Below are 13,818 nucleotides of genomic sequence, written 5' to 3' on the forward strand. Positions count from 1 at the left end.
TTTCTTGGCGAGAAGTGGAAGCCGCGACCTGCATGTGCGCACTGTTCAAGCTCATTTGTCGCGGGTGCCGCGCCAGGTCAGCAGGCGCAGCGCATTGGCCGTAACGAGGACAGTAGCGCCCGTATCGGCGAGGATGGCCATCCAGAGCGTGGTAATGCCGAATAGAGTCGTCACGAGGAAGACAGCCTTCAGACCAAGCGCTATTGCGATGTTCTGCCAGATATTGCCGAGCGTCGCCTGCGACAATCCGATGAGATCAGCGATACCCGTCACCCGGTTTCTGAGCAGCGCGGCATCAGCGGTTTCCAGCGCGACGTCGGTGCCCGCACCCATGGCAACGCCAACGGAGGCAGCAGCGAGCGCCGGAGCGTCGTTGATACCGTCTCCCACCATGGCAATCGGTCCATCAGCCCTGAGGCGGCCGATCTCGGCGAGCTTGGCGTCGGGCAGAAGTTCGGCGCTCGCCTCAAGGCCGAGATGAGCCGCAATGGCGTCGGCCGTGCGCTTGTTGTCGCCGGTCAGCATCAGAGGGCGCACGCCGCGATCTGTCAGCCGCTTCACACCTTCGATAGCGTCGTCGCGCGGCTCGTCGCGCAAGGCGATCAATCCCTCGATGGTCTTGCCCTTGATGAGCACGACGACCGTCTTGCCCTGGCTCTCCAGCCCGGTGATCGTGTCAACGATGCTCTCTTCGAGGCCCGTTTGTTCGGCGGCGTGACGGGGAGACCCGACCGAAGCGAAGCCGTCCTTCAACCGCGCTGTGACCGCTTTGCCGGGTGTGGCAACGCCGCCCCCGAAGGTGGCGGGCAGTTCGAGCCCCCGCACCTTTGCCGCCTCCACGATTGCAATCCCGAGAGGATGGCTGGTGCTGCGCTCGACGGCCGCCGCGATGGCAAGGACGGAGTTCTCATCACCATTGATCGGCACAATGTCCGTCACCTGGGGGTGGCCACGCGTCAGCGTTCCCGTCTTGTCGAAGGCAACGGTTACGACCTTGCCAAGTGTTTCCAGCGTCGCGCCGCCCTTGATCAACAGTCCCTGACGCGCACCGGCGGCAAGACCCGAAGCAATAGCCGCCGGTGTGGAAATCACGAGCGCGCAGGGACAAGCAATCAGCAACGTCGCGAGACCCCGATACACCCATGTCATCCAGTCACCGCCGAAGGCGAGCGGCGGCACGACAACGATCAGAGCCGCGACGACCATCGCGCCCGGCGTGTACCAGCGGCTGAAACGGTCGATCATACGCGCCGTCGGGGCCTTTGATTCCTGGGCTTCCTCGACCATGTGGATGATACGGGCGATGGTGTTGTCGGCCGCGACATGGCTGATCGACACCCGCAACTCGCCATTTGCATTGATGCTGCCGGCATAGACGTTTGCGCCGGCTTCTTTCAGCACGGGCACGGATTCGCCTGTCACCGGGGCCTCATCGACCTCAGAAACGCCGTCAATCACCGTGCCGTCAGACGGCACACGGTCACCAGGCCGAACAACGACAACATCACCGACGGCCAGATCTTCTGCGGCGACCTTCTCAACAACACCATCACGCTCGCGGAACGCGGCCCGAGGCACGAGATCGATCAGTGCTTCAATGCCAGCGCGCGCACGGCCGGCCGCCACGGTTTCAAGCAATTCGCCCACTGCGAACAGAAAGATCACGACAGCAGCTTCTTCGGCCTCGCCGATGGCGACCGCGCCGAGTGCCGCGACCGTCATCAGCGTCTCGATGGTGAAGGGGGAGCCGGACATCGCGCCGGCGACCGCCCGCCTCGCGAACGGGATGATGCTGATCAATGCAGCGCCCGAGTATAGCCATTGCTCCGATTCGGGCAGGACACGCGCGAGGGCGAAGGCAAGGATGAACAACGCGCCGGTAAGGAGCACAAGCCGACCCTTGCTGCCTTTCCACCACGCCTCCGTGCTGCGTTTCCGAGGTGGGCTCGCCTTTGCCTCGGTCTGCTCGATCACTGGTGTGTAGCCGAGCGCTCGGATCTTTTGCTCAATGGTGCCGAGAGCCGTACGGTCCTCATCCAGTTGCAATGCGAGCGTCTCGTTGGCGTAGCTGACATGAATGTCGCTAACGCCCGGCAGGCGTTGCATCACCGTTTCAATTTTCAACGCGCAGGAGGCGCAGTCCATGCCTTCTACACGCAGTCTGTAAGGGCTCGCTGCCGCCATGATGTCACCTCGACTTTCCCGATGTGACATTGTAGATAGACCCTGTAGTAACTATAGGGTCAAGAGATGAACGACAGAATTCTGATGATCGGCCAATTGGCTAGACGAACGGGGACCAAGGTCGAGACGATCCGGTTCTACGAGAAGAACGGTCTCCTGCCCGCACCCTCGCGTACCGATGGCAACTACCGTGCATATGAGCCGGGCCACCTCAACCGCCTCAGCTTCATCAGGCGTGCGCGCGAGCTTGGTTTCTCGCTCGATCAGATCAGGGAGTTTCTCAAGCTGGCCGACGATCGTTCGCAGTCCTGCGCGGCGATTGATGCGATTGCAAAGGAGCACCGGAAGGAAGTCGAGCGAAAAATCGAAGACCTAACTGCGCTCAAGTCGGAACTGGACAGGATGATAGACCAGTGTGGATGCGGGCTGGTCGCAGATTGTAGGATAATAGAGAGCCTGTCTCCGCTGCCAGCCAGAACCTAATGACTGCTCACCGCAGCGCCGGGCCTCTCGATGCCAAAATCTTTGCGGCGATCGGTGACGTAATCATCTGGATCACAGCGAAGAAGGCGGCAGGCACGGCGATTTCCGAGGGCAACCCGGACGCCGCTACGAACGCCGCCGCAATGGAGAACTCCTTTTTGCTCACCGTGAACAGGTAGGCGATCAGCTCTTGCCGGTCGGCCACAAAGACTTTTGCGATGGACCCGACCGCATAGCCGATCAGGTTCAGCGTGAGCGCGGCCAGCGCGATTAGGAGGGCGAACCAGCCATAGCCGAGGATTGTTTCGGCGTTTGGACCCACGACCGCCAGAAGCAGGAGCAGGTAGAGCACCGAACCAAGAGAGGGATAGAGGCCATCGTGTCGGCCGACCGCTTCCGGGTATCGCGTGCGTAGGTAGACCCCGATCACGGTCGGCAGCACCACGATCAGCACTAATTCCATGATGATCGCCCCGATGGGAACTTGCAGCTCGATTCCGGTGAGAAGCAGGAACAGGATCGGCACGATGAAGGGCGAAAGCACTGTGTTGACCGCATTGAGGACCGCCGCGAGGGCGACATTGCCGCGTGCGAGCAGGACCAGCAACGGAGCGGAAACGTCAGTCGGCAGAGTGCCGACAAGGGTTTGACCGGCGGCCAGCGGCCCAGAGCCGAAGAACAGCCGCCCGGTGAGCCATCCGGCGAGCGACATGGGACCATAGACGAGGCCAAGCGCCCAAAGCTGCCGGCTCGGCTTCCGGAAAACCAGCTTCACGGCGTGAGCGTCGAATGTCAGGCTGATGACCAGCATCAGCAATGCCAGAAGCGGGCTTATGCCGCTTTCAAGGACCATGCCGAGCGAAGGGACGAGCAGGCCAAGCGCGGCCGTTACAACGGCCAGCAGCAGGAGATTGTTTTCAACAAAGGCGAGGGCTTTCTGCATCGGCAGTCCTATTCGCAGCGGATCGTACCGGTTGGGCGGCCCTCGCATTTCGCGAACAGGGCAATCGCTTGATCGCAATATTTGCAGTGACCTTGGCAGCAGTCGTGCATGAGGAAGGCGACGAGATCGGAGAGCGCCGGCCAGTTGGCGCTGTAGATGATCGACTTGCCATCTCGCCGCCCCTGCACGAGTCCGGCACGCTCCAGTTCCTTGAGATGGAAGGAGACGCGCGACGGCGGCGCATCATCGAGCGCGCCGGCGATGGCACCAGCGGCCATGCCGTCAGCCCCCGCGACGACCAACATGCGGATTATCCGCAAGCGGTCCTTGTGAGAGAGCGCGGCGAAGCCCGCGAGCGCGTCGTTTTCGTCCATATCATTTCAACGTTTCATGTTTTGTTGAAATTATTGCTTATAGATGGAGCGCGCGCGCCTCAATCTCGCGCAATTCCTGAAACCCGCAATAGATCGGCTGCACCCGGAAAGTCGCGGCTATTCGTTTCACAAGACTTTATCGCAAGTGCTAAGCCACTTGCGACATGATTTCCGAGAGCGGACCACCTGGGGCGAACGTCGGCTCGGTCCCGGCGAGGCGGCCTGACGCCACGGGCCGGTCGAATCAGTCGAGAGCATGCCGGTGTGCCTGCAGATCATCCGACTGGTCAGGCACACCGCCGTTCTCCTGTAATTTTATCCCACACTACTACGACGACCGAAACTTGTTGAAACGACCTGTTTTGTGTCTCTTTTAGTGATCCCCATCCGGGGATCGTCTCTCGCCTCCCCGGTGGAACGGGGACGAGATGCCAGGCATCAACCACAAACAGGCAAATGTGGACCGCGGCGCGCGCATGCTCCGGACAGCGCTCGGGCCTGCCATCTCAACCCTGCTGCAAGACCCGTCTGTCGTCGAGGTCATGCTGAACCCGGACGGACGCATCTGGGTGGACCGGCTGTCCGAAGGGTTGGCCGATACGGGCGAAATACTGTCCGCCGCTGACGGTGAGCGCATCGTGCGGCTGGTCGCCCACCATGTCGGCGTCGAAGTCCATGCGCGCAGCCCGCGCGTCTCGGCCGAACTGCCCGAAACCGGCGAGCGCTTCGAGGGGTTGCTGCCGCCGGTCGTGTCCGCACCCGCCTTCGCCATCCGCAAGCCCGCGGTCGCAGTATTCACGCTAGACGACTATGTGGCCGCCGGCATCATGTCCGCCGATCAGGCGGAAACGCTCCGCGCGGCCGTCGCGTCCCGCGCCAACATCCTTGTCGCAGGCGGCACGTCCACCGGTAAAACGACGCTGACCAATGCGCTGCTCGCCGAGGTGGCGAAGACGCAGGATCGGGTCGTCATCATCGAGGACACCCGCGAACTGCAATGCGCAGCGTCGAATCTCGTGGCGATGCGCACCAAGGATGGTGTCGCCACCTTGTCGGAACTGGTGCGGTCTTCGCTGCGCCTGCGTCCGGACCGCATTCCGATCGGTGAGGTGCGCGGCGCCGAGGCGCTCGATCTCCTCAAAGCCTGGGGCACCGGCCATCCGGGCGGCATCGGCACCATCCATGCTGGTTCCGGCATCGGCGCCCTGCGCCGCCTCGAACAACTCATCCAGGAAGCCGTCGTCACTGTGCCGCGCGCGATGATCGCGGAGACCATCGACCTCGTGGCCGTCCTCGCTGGCCGCGGCTCCGCGCGCCGGCTGGCCGAACTTGCCTGCGTCGAAGGGCTCGGCCCCGACGGCGATTACCGGATTTCCCTCGCTTTTCCCGACACCTCAATCCCTCACGTTCCAGGAGAACCTGCATGATCCGTTGCGCCGTTCGTATCCGTCATCATCTGGCGACCGCCGCCGCCTTCACCTGGGCGAGCCTGATGACTGCCCCCGCCCAAGCGTCTGGCTCCTCCATGCCCTGGGAAGCGCCGCTGCAATCCATCCTTGAATCCGTCGAAGGCCCGGTGGCCAAGATCGTGGCAGTGATCATCATCATCGTCACCGGCCTGACGCTCGCATTCGGCGATACCGGCGGCGGCTTCCGTCGCCTCATCCAGATCGTCTTCGGTATCTCCATCGCCTTCGCGGCGTCCAGCTTCTTCCTCTCGTTCTTCAGCTTCGGCGGCGGAGCGCTGGTCTGATGGCGGTGAGTTTCGAGGCGCTCGACGCGGTTCCGGGATTCAGTGTGCCGGTTCACCGCGCCCTGACCGAACCGATCCTGCTTGGCGGAGCGCCACGCTCCGTCGCGATCCTCAATGGCACGCTGGCCGGAGCCGTGGGCCTCGGCCTCCAGCTCTGGCTGGCCGGCATCCTGATCTGGGCCGTCGGTCACATCGCCGCCGTCTGGGCCGCCAAGCGCGATCCGCTCTTCGTCGAGGTCGCGCGCCGCCACCTCCGCATCCCCGGTCATCTTTCGGTGTGAGGAAGCCCATGATGAATCTCGCCGAATACCGCCGTACCGCATCCCGCCTCGCCGATTACCTTCCCTGGGTAGCGCTGGTCGGCTTCGGCGTTGTCCTCAACAAGGACGGCTCGTTCCAGCGCACCGCGAAGTTTCGCGGTCCCGATCTGGATTCCGCCGTCGCGGCCGAGCTGGTCGCGGTCGCTGGCCGCCTTAACAATGCCTTCCGTCGCCTCGGCTCCGGCTGGGCGATCTTCGTCGAAGCACAGCGGTCGGAAGCCGCCACCTATCCGGCGAGCCGCTTCCCCGATCCCGCATCGGCGCTGGTCGATGCCGAGCGCAAGGCCGATTTCGAGGAGAAAGGCAGCCATTTCGTCTCTGGCTATTTCCTGACCTTCCTCTGGCTTCCGCCCGCCGAGGATGCCGCCCGCTCCGAGTCCTGGCTTTACGAGGGCCGCGAAACGTCGAGCGTGAACCCTTGGGAACTGGTGCGCGGCTTTGCCGACCGCACCGACCGCGTGCTGGCGCTGCTCGACGGTTTTATGCCGGAATGCCGCTGGCTCGATGACGCCGGGACGCTGACTTACCTGCATTCGACGATTTCGATCAACCGGCATCGCGTCCGCGTGCCCGAAACCCCGACCTATCTCGATGCGCTGCTGGCCGATCAGCCGCTGACCGGCGGGCTGGAGCCGCGCCTGGGCAATCAGCATCTCCGGGTGCTGACGATCACCGGCTTTCCGGCAACCACCACCCCCGGCCTGCTCGACGAAATGAACCGGTTGGCCTTTCCCTATCGCTGGTCGACCCGCGCCATCCTCATGGACAAGACCGATGCGACCCGGCTGCTGACGAAGATCAGGCGCCAGTGGTTCGCCAAGCGCAAGTCGATTGCCGCCATCCTGAAAGAGGTGATGACCAACGAGCAATCCGCGCTCGTCGACACCGACGCCGCCAACAAGGCGGCCGATGCCGACATGGCCCTGCAGGAACTTGGCGCCGACATGGCGGGCATGGCCTATGTCACGGCGACCGTCACCGTTTGGGACGAGGACGCCCGCCGCGCCGACGAAAAGCTGCGGCTGGTCGAGAAGATCATCCAGTCCCGCGATTTCAGCGTCATGGTCGAAACGGTCAACGCCGTCGACGCCTGGCTCGGCAGCTTGCCCGGACATGCCTATGCGAATGTCCGGCAACCGCCGGTCTCGACGCTCAACCTTGCCCACATGGTCCCTTCGTCCGCCGTGTGGGCGGGACCGGAACGGGACGATCACTTCGGCGCGCCCCCGCTGCTGTATGGCAGGACCGAAGGATCGACCCCGTTCCGGTTTTCCCTCCATGTCGGCGATGTCGGCCATACGCTTGTCGTCGGGCCGACGGGTGCCGGCAAATCGGTGCTGCTGGCGCTAATGGCCTTGCAGTTCCGGCGCTACGCGCGCTCACAGGTCTTTGCCTTCGATTTCGGCGGCTCGATCCGGGCCTGCGCCCTCGCGATGCAAGGTGACTGGCACGATCTTGGTGGCGAGCTGACCGACGCTTCCGAAACATCCGTCTCGCTGCAACCTCTGGCGCGCATTCACGAGACGGCCGAACGCGCCTGGGCCGCCGACTGGATCGTGGCGATCCTGACGCGCGAGAACATCCAGATCACCCCGGAGGTGAAGGAGCACATCTGGACGGCCCTGACCTCGCTCGCCTCCGCCCCGGTCGGGGAACGCACCATCACCGGCCTCGCCGTGCTGCTCCAGTCGAATGATCTGAAACAGGCGCTCCGCGCCTATTGCGTCGGTGGTCCCTATGGCCGGCTGCTCGATGCGGAGACCGAACATCTTGGTTCAGCAGACGTGCAGGCATTCGAAATCGAGGGCCTTGTCGGGACCGGCGCGGCGCCCGCGGTCCTCTCTTATCTCTTCCACCGCATCGGCGACCGGCTAGACGGGTGGCCCACGCTGCTGATCATCGACGAGGGCTGGCTGGCGCTCGACGACGAAGGCTTCGCGGACCAACTCAGGGAATGGCTCAAAACCCTGCGAAAGAAGAACGCCAGCGTCATCTTCGCCACGCAGTCACTGTCCGACATCGACAATTCAGCCATCGCGCCGGCGATCATCGAAAGCTGCCCAACGCGGCTGTTGCTGCCCAACGAGCGCGCCATCGAACCCCAGATCACCGCGATCTATCGCCGTTTCGGCCTCAATGACAGGCAGATCGAGATCCTCGCACGGGCCACGCCCAAGCGGGACTACTACTGCCAGTCGCGGCGCGGCAACCGCCTGTTTGACCTCGGATTGTCGGAAGTCGGGCTGGCGCTTTGCGCCGCATCGGCCAAATCCGATCAGGCCCTGATCAGCGAAATCCTCACCGAGCATGGCCGCGACGGGTTCCTCGCCGCCTGGCTCAAGGCGCGTGGCGTCGAATGGGCCGCAGAACTGATCCCGGACCTCAGCAATCTCGCGACCGAAAGCGAGGATCTGCCGTCCGTCATTTTCGATGAGGACGCGTTCGAGCTCACCCTGGAAGAAGAGGAAAGTACCCCATGACGCGCACAAAGACCCGGATTTCCCGCATGGCCAGCGCTTCGGCGCTCGCCCTTTCGCTTGCCGCGCCGCTGGCGCTCGCGCCGGACTTCATCACCCCGGCCCATGCCTTCTTCGGCGGGTTCGGCCGGATCGTCTATGATCCGACCAACCACGCGGAGAATCTGCTGACCGCCGCCCGTACGCTGGAGCAGATCAACAACCAGATCACCTCGCTTCAGAACGAGGCGCAGATGCTGATCAACCAGGCCCGCAATCTCGCGAGCCTGCCTCACAGCTCGCTTCAGGCGCTTCAGCAGAACGTCCAGCGGACCCAGCAGCTTCTCGGGCAGGCCCAGAACATTGCGTTCGACGTTCAGAACATCGATCAGATGTTCCAGCAGGACTACGGCAAGCTGTCTTTGACCGCGACCGACACCCAGATGATCGCCGATGCGCGCTCGCGCTGGGAAAACACCGTCGGCGGCCTGCAGGACGCCATGCGCGTCCAGGCCGGCGTCGTCGGCAATATCGACAGCAATCGCACGCAAATGTCGGAGCTTGTCGGCCAAAGCCAGGGGGCGACCGGCGCGCTTCAGGCGACCCAGGCTGGCAACCAGCTTCTCGCCCTCCAGTCGCAGCAGCTTTCGGACCTGATCGCTGTCATCTCGGCCAATGGCCGGGCGAATGCCTTGACCGAGGCCGAACGCGCCACGGCAGCCGAACAGGGACGCATTCAGCGCGAGCGTTTCCTGACGCCGGGGTCAGGCTATCAGCCCGGCAACGCGCGAATGTTCAACTGAGGAAAGGAGGCGGAGTATGGAGGGGAAGGTGCTGGCCCGGATCGCGGCCATTGTGTTCGTGGCCGTGGCCATCACGGCGGCGATCATCGAGATGTCGCGTGAGGAAGGCCCCGCGCCAGCACCTTCCGTCCCAGCGCTTCAGCCCGCCACCGATCCGCTGCGTCTGGAACAGCGGCGTTGCCAGGCATTGGGCGAGGCGGCGGCCAATGATGCCGACTGCCTCCGAACCTGGGCCGAGACCCGCGATCGCTTCCTCGGCAAGACACCCGCGCCAGCGACCCCCGCACAGAACGGGAGACCGTGAGCCATGGGCGGAACGGGGGTCATCGATAATTTTCTCGGCATCTTCACCAGCTATATCGACTCCGGCTTCGGCCTGCTCGGCGGCGAGGTGGCGTTTATCGCCACGACGCTGATCGTCATCGACGTGACGCTCGCCGCACTGTTCTGGGCCTGGGGCGCCGACGGCGACATCATTGCGCGGTTGGTGAAAAAGACGCTGTTCGTCGGCGTCTTCGCCTATCTCATCAGCAACTGGAACAATCTCGCACGGATCGTCTTCGAGAGCTTCGCCGGGCTCGGGCTCATGGCGTCCGGCACTGGCTTCTCGGTTGCCGATCTGCTGCGCCCCGGCCGCGTTGCCCAAACCGGGCTGGACGCCGGTCGCCCGCTGCTGGAATCTATTTCGGACCTGATGGGCTGGATCGCCTTCTTCGAGAACTTCATCCAGATCGCGTGCCTGTTGTTCGCCTGGGCGCTGGTGGTGCTGGCCTTTTTCATCCTGGCAATCCAGCTTTTCGTCACGCTGATCGAGTTCAAGCTGACCACGCTGGCCGGCTTCGTGCTGATTCCATTCGGCCTGTTCGGCAAGACCGCCTTCATGGCCGAGCGGGTGCTGGGCAATGTGATCTCCAGCGGTATCAAGGTGCTGGTCCTCGCCGTCATCATCGGCATCGGCTCCACGCTCTTCGGCCAGTTTACCGCAGGCTTCGGCGGTGCGACCCCGACAATCGACGACGCCATGGCGATCGTGCTGGCAGCCCTTTCCCTTCTCGGCCTCGGCATCTTCGGCCCCGGCATCGCCACCGGCCTCGTCTCCGGAGGCCCGCAACTCAGTGCCGGCGCCGCCGTCGGGACTGGCCTTGCGGTTGGCGGCGCTGCGATCGCAGCCGGTGGCGCGACCATGCTCGCGGCGCGGGGTGGCGCAGCCGCACTCTCGGGCGGGGCAGCACTTGCCCGCGGCGGTGCCTCGGCCGCCGGTGCGGCTTCGTCCGCCTATACCCTCGGCTCCTTGGGCGGGTCCGGCACGGCCGGGGTCGCCTCCGGCCTTGGCGGTGTGGCGCGCGCCGGAGCCTCCGCCGCCGTTTCACCACTCAAGCGCGCCGCCTCCCGCGCCAGCGACAGCCTGAAATCCAGCTATTCCGATGGTGCGAAAGCCGGATTCGCGGCATCCGGCGGCACGTCGACCATGGGCACCGTCGGCAGAGATTCGTCGCCTGCGCCGTCAACCCCCTCAACCCCTGATGGGCCGCCGGCCTGGGCGCAGCAGATGCGGCGTGGCCGGGCCATGAGCCACGGCGTCACGGCTGCTGCTCATGCTGTCCGATCCGGCGACAGCCACGGCGGCGGCTCCTCCGTCAGCCTTTCCGAAAGTGACCGCACATGAACATCTTCAAACGACCGACGACCCATTACGGCAAGGTGCCGGAACCCGAGACTCCCTATCAAAAAGCCGCACAGGTCTGGGACGAACGCATCGGCTCGGCCCGCGTGCAGGCGAAGAACTGGCGCTATATGGCGTTCGGCTGTCTGATCCTCTCGGCCGGCTTTGCCGCCGCGCTCGTCTGGCAATCGGCGCGTGGAACCGTCGTGCCCTGGGTGGTGCAGGTGGACAATCTCGGTCAGGCGCAGGCTGTCGCGCCCGCGAACGCCGATTATCGCCCGACCGATCCGCAGATCGCCTTCCATCTCGGCCGCTTCATCGAGCAGGTCCGCGCGATCCCGGCGGACGCGATCATCGTCCGGCAGAACTGGCTTCGGGCTTACGAGTTCACCACCGACCGGGGCGCGGCGGCCTTGAACGATTATGCGCGGGCCAACGATCCCTTCACCAAGGTCGGCCGCCAGCAGATCGCCGTCGAGGTGTCGAGCGTCATCCGGGCTTCGCCGGACAGTTTCCGCGTCGCCTGGACCGAACGCCATTTCGAGAACGGCCAGCTTTCCACGACCGAGCGATGGACCGCGATCCTGACTGTCGTGATCCAGCCCCCGCGCGATGCCGAACGATTACGCGCCAATCCGCTGGGAATCTACATCAACGCAATTTCATGGTCGCGGGAGATGAGCCAATGACCCGCACGACTTTCCGTAGAGCCGGTTTTCCGGTTTTCCGTAAACCCGCTTTCGCGGCTTTGCTGCTTTCCGCGACCATGTTGGCCGGCTGCGCGACCAACCGGACGCCGCAATTCAACTATGACGCCGACGTGCCGCCGCTGCCCACCGTGCAGACGGTCGCCACCGACGACCGGCCCCGGCCGCTTCACACGCCGCCGGCCTGGACGGTCGCGCGGGGCGGAACTGCTGCCAGCACTCCGGACGGCCGTGTCGAAAACGCCAATGCCGCCGCCCGTGTCGAACCTCGCCGTGAGGGCTATTACAACGCCATCCAGATTTATCCGTGGAGCGAAGGCGCGCTCTATCAGGTCTATGCGGCCCCCGGCCAGATCACAAATATCGCGCTGGCGCCGGGCGAAAGCCTGACCGGCGCGGGACCTATTGCGGCCGGGGATACGACACGATGGATCATTGGCGACACCGAATCCGGTTCGGGCGCGAACCGCCGCGTCCACATCCTCGTGAAGCCGACACGCCCGGACATTTCCACCAACCTTGTCGTGACCACCGACCGGCGCACCTACATGATCGAGCTGCGCGCGCGGGAATCGCTCTACATGCCTTCCGTCGCATGGGCCTATCCCGCGGCGCCGGCGGGAAGCCGTGCCACCACGCCCGCCGCGCCCATCATCCCCGCCGAGGCGGCGCGGAACTATCGCTACGGATTGCAGGTGCGGGGCGACAGCCCGCCATGGCGGCCGCTCTCCGTCTTCGACGATGGCCGCCGCGTCTATGTCATTTTCTCGCGCGGCATCGTGCAGGGCGAAATGCCGCCTTTGTTCGTCATCGGGTCGGACGGAGAAACGCAGATCGTCAACAGCCGTGTCCACCAGAATGTCCTGATCGTGGACCGCCTGTTCGGTGCGGCCGAACTGCGCCTTGGCAGCGGCGATCGGCAGCAAGTGGTCAGGATCGTCCGCATCAACCCGACGCAGGCCGCAGCAGAACCAGCCAGCACGACCACGGGAGGATCGTCGTCATGAGCGATACCGATACCGCCGCCCCCATGCGCCTGCGCGCCGAGCCGCCTCGTGTCACCCGCCTGTCCCGAAAGTTGCTGGCAAGCGTTGGCGCGGTCGCGCTTCTCGGCATCGCCGGAACCTTGATCTATGCGCTCCAGACCCGCGATGCGGGGCCGGGTGGCGGCGAACTCTATTCGACCGAAAACCGACCCACGGCTGACGGCCTCGCCGGTCTGCCGCGCGACTATACCGGCCCCGTCCTGGGACCGGCATTGCCGGGCGACCTTGGCCGTCCGATCCTCGACGCGCAGAACCGGGGGCAGCCAGTCGCGCCTCCGGCAATCACCACACCAGCCGTCGATCCCGAAGAGGAGCGCCGCCGCGCCGAGGAAGAGGCCGCGCGCTTGAGCAACGTGTTCTTCCAGTCCGGGTCGCGTTCTGGCGGGACAGCGGGAACGGCCATGCCAGGAATAGCCGGGATAGGCTTGCAGCCGGACGGCACAGGGCAGAACAGGCACGCGGCTTTCCTCAATAGCCCGGTCGACCGACAGACGGTTGCGCCAGATCGCGTCACGCCGCCGGCATCGCCCTACATCCTTCAGGCTGGAGCCGTCATTCCGGCCGCACTCATCACCGGAATCCGCTCCGATCTGCCGGGCCAGATCACCGCGCAGGTCACCGAAAACGTCTATGACAGCCCGACCGGCTCGCTGCTTCTGATCCCGCAGGGAACGCGCATCATCGGCCAATATGATGACGGCGTGACCTTCGGCCAGCGCCGCGTCCTGCTGGTGTGGAATCGCCTGATCCTGCCGGGCGGCCGCTCCATCGTTCTGGAGCGCCTGCCGGGCGCGGACGCTTCCGGTTACGCCGGGCTTGAGGATGGCGTCGATTATCACTGGTGGGATCTGATGAAAGCGGCAGGGCTTTCCACACTGCTCGCGGTCGGTACAGAGCTGGCGACCAGCGACGAGGACCGGTTGATCCGCGCCATTCGCGACGGCGCACAGGATACCGTCAATCAGGCCGGGCAGCAGATCGTCCAGCGCCAATTGCAGGTCGCGCCGACGCTCACCATCCGGCCCGGCTTTCCGGTCAGGATTATTGTGACCCGCGACCTGGTATTCGAGCCCGCAGGAGGTTGAG

14 protein-coding genes are annotated in these 13,818 nt (G+C 64.5%); 11 read left to right on the top strand and 3 right to left on the bottom strand.

The annotated features are described in order from the left end of the window. Nucleotides 1-51: 51 nt before the first annotated feature. A complete protein-coding gene (locus ACX82Z_RS04405) occupies nt 52-2,184 on the bottom strand; it encodes a heavy metal translocating P-type ATPase (RefSeq protein WP_028034401.1) in 2,133 nt (710 codons plus the stop codon). Between the two features lie 66 nt (nt 2,185-2,250). Between ACX82Z_RS04405 and ACX82Z_RS04410 the strand changes: the two genes are divergently transcribed. Continuing rightward, nucleotides 2,251-2,667 (top strand): MerR family transcriptional regulator, encoded by a 417-nt coding sequence (locus tag ACX82Z_RS04410; protein ID WP_012092652.1) that lies wholly within the window; start codon nt 2,251-2,253, stop codon nt 2,665-2,667. Between the two features lie 7 nt (nt 2,668-2,674). Here the strand turns inward: ACX82Z_RS04410 and ACX82Z_RS04415 are convergent, their stop codons facing one another. Both ACX82Z_RS04415 and ACX82Z_RS04420 read right to left on the bottom strand, forming a co-directional pair. Next, nucleotides 2,675-3,610: a bile acid:sodium symporter family protein gene (locus ACX82Z_RS04415; protein ID WP_012092653.1), complete on the bottom strand. Its 936-nt coding sequence runs from the start codon at nt 3,608-3,610 to the stop codon at nt 2,675-2,677. Between the two features lie 8 nt (nt 3,611-3,618). Next, a complete protein-coding gene (locus tag ACX82Z_RS04420; RefSeq protein ID WP_012092654.1) occupies nt 3,619-3,984 on the bottom strand; it encodes an ArsR/SmtB family transcription factor in 366 nt (121 codons plus the stop codon). Between the two features lie 428 nt (nt 3,985-4,412). Here ACX82Z_RS04420 and trbB point away from each other — a divergent pair, with 428 nt between their 5' ends. Genes trbB through ACX82Z_RS04470 form a run of 10 tightly spaced genes read left to right on the top strand, consistent with a single transcriptional unit; the run spans nt 4,413 to nt 13,817 of the window. Next, nucleotides 4,413-5,411 carry a P-type conjugative transfer ATPase TrbB gene (gene trbB, locus ACX82Z_RS04425; protein ID WP_012092655.1) on the top strand — a complete coding sequence of 333 codons (999 nt, stop codon included), beginning with the start codon at nt 4,413-4,415 and terminating at the stop codon, nt 5,409-5,411. Further along, the gene (locus ACX82Z_RS04430) at nt 5,408-5,737 is read left to right on the top strand and encodes a TrbC/VirB2 family type IV secretion system protein (RefSeq protein WP_012092656.1); all 330 of its coding nucleotides are present in this window, start codon (nt 5,408-5,410) and stop codon (nt 5,735-5,737) included. Before trbB ends, ACX82Z_RS04430 begins: the two co-directional genes overlap by 4 nt. Next, nucleotides 5,737-6,018, top strand: coding sequence for a VirB3 family type IV secretion system protein (locus tag ACX82Z_RS04435; protein ID WP_012092657.1), 282 nt, complete (start codon nt 5,737-5,739; stop codon nt 6,016-6,018). Before ACX82Z_RS04430 ends, ACX82Z_RS04435 begins: the two co-directional genes overlap by 1 nt. Nucleotides 6,019-6,026: 8 nt before the next feature. Next, nucleotides 6,027-8,537, top strand: a complete 2,511-nt coding sequence (gene trbE / locus ACX82Z_RS04440; protein WP_012092658.1) for a conjugal transfer protein TrbE — start codon at nt 6,027-6,029, stop codon at nt 8,535-8,537. Beyond that, on the top strand, nt 8,534-9,316 hold the full coding sequence (gene trbJ, locus ACX82Z_RS04445; RefSeq protein ID WP_012092659.1) for a P-type conjugative transfer protein TrbJ: 783 nt from the start codon (nt 8,534-8,536) through the stop codon (nt 9,314-9,316). The genes trbE and trbJ overlap by 4 nt, the downstream gene beginning before the upstream one ends. A 16-nt stretch (nt 9,317-9,332) precedes the next feature. Beyond that, complete coding sequence (trbK-alt, locus tag ACX82Z_RS04450) at nt 9,333-9,620, top strand: putative entry exclusion protein TrbK-alt (RefSeq protein ID WP_012092660.1); 288 nt, start codon at nt 9,333-9,335, stop codon at nt 9,618-9,620. A 3-nt stretch (nt 9,621-9,623) separates the two neighbouring features. After that, nucleotides 9,624-10,982 (top strand): P-type conjugative transfer protein TrbL, encoded by a 1,359-nt coding sequence (trbL, locus tag ACX82Z_RS04455; RefSeq protein ID WP_012092661.1) that lies wholly within the window; start codon nt 9,624-9,626, stop codon nt 10,980-10,982. After that, nucleotides 10,979-11,668, top strand: coding sequence for a conjugal transfer protein TrbF (trbF, locus tag ACX82Z_RS04460; protein ID WP_012092662.1), 690 nt, complete (start codon nt 10,979-10,981; stop codon nt 11,666-11,668). Before trbL ends, trbF begins: the two co-directional genes overlap by 4 nt. Then, on the top strand, nt 11,665-12,693 hold the full coding sequence (gene trbG / locus ACX82Z_RS04465; protein WP_012092663.1) for a P-type conjugative transfer protein TrbG: 1,029 nt from the start codon (nt 11,665-11,667) through the stop codon (nt 12,691-12,693). The genes trbF and trbG overlap by 4 nt, the downstream gene beginning before the upstream one ends. Continuing rightward, nucleotides 12,690-13,817, top strand: coding sequence for a TraB/TrbI/VirB10 family type IV secretion system protein (locus tag ACX82Z_RS04470; RefSeq protein ID WP_012092664.1), 1,128 nt, complete (start codon nt 12,690-12,692; stop codon nt 13,815-13,817). Before trbG ends, ACX82Z_RS04470 begins: the two co-directional genes overlap by 4 nt. Nucleotide 13,818: the final 1 nt, after the last annotated feature.

It is taken from the genome of Aliihoeflea sp. PC F10.4 (genome assembly GCF_054612275.1).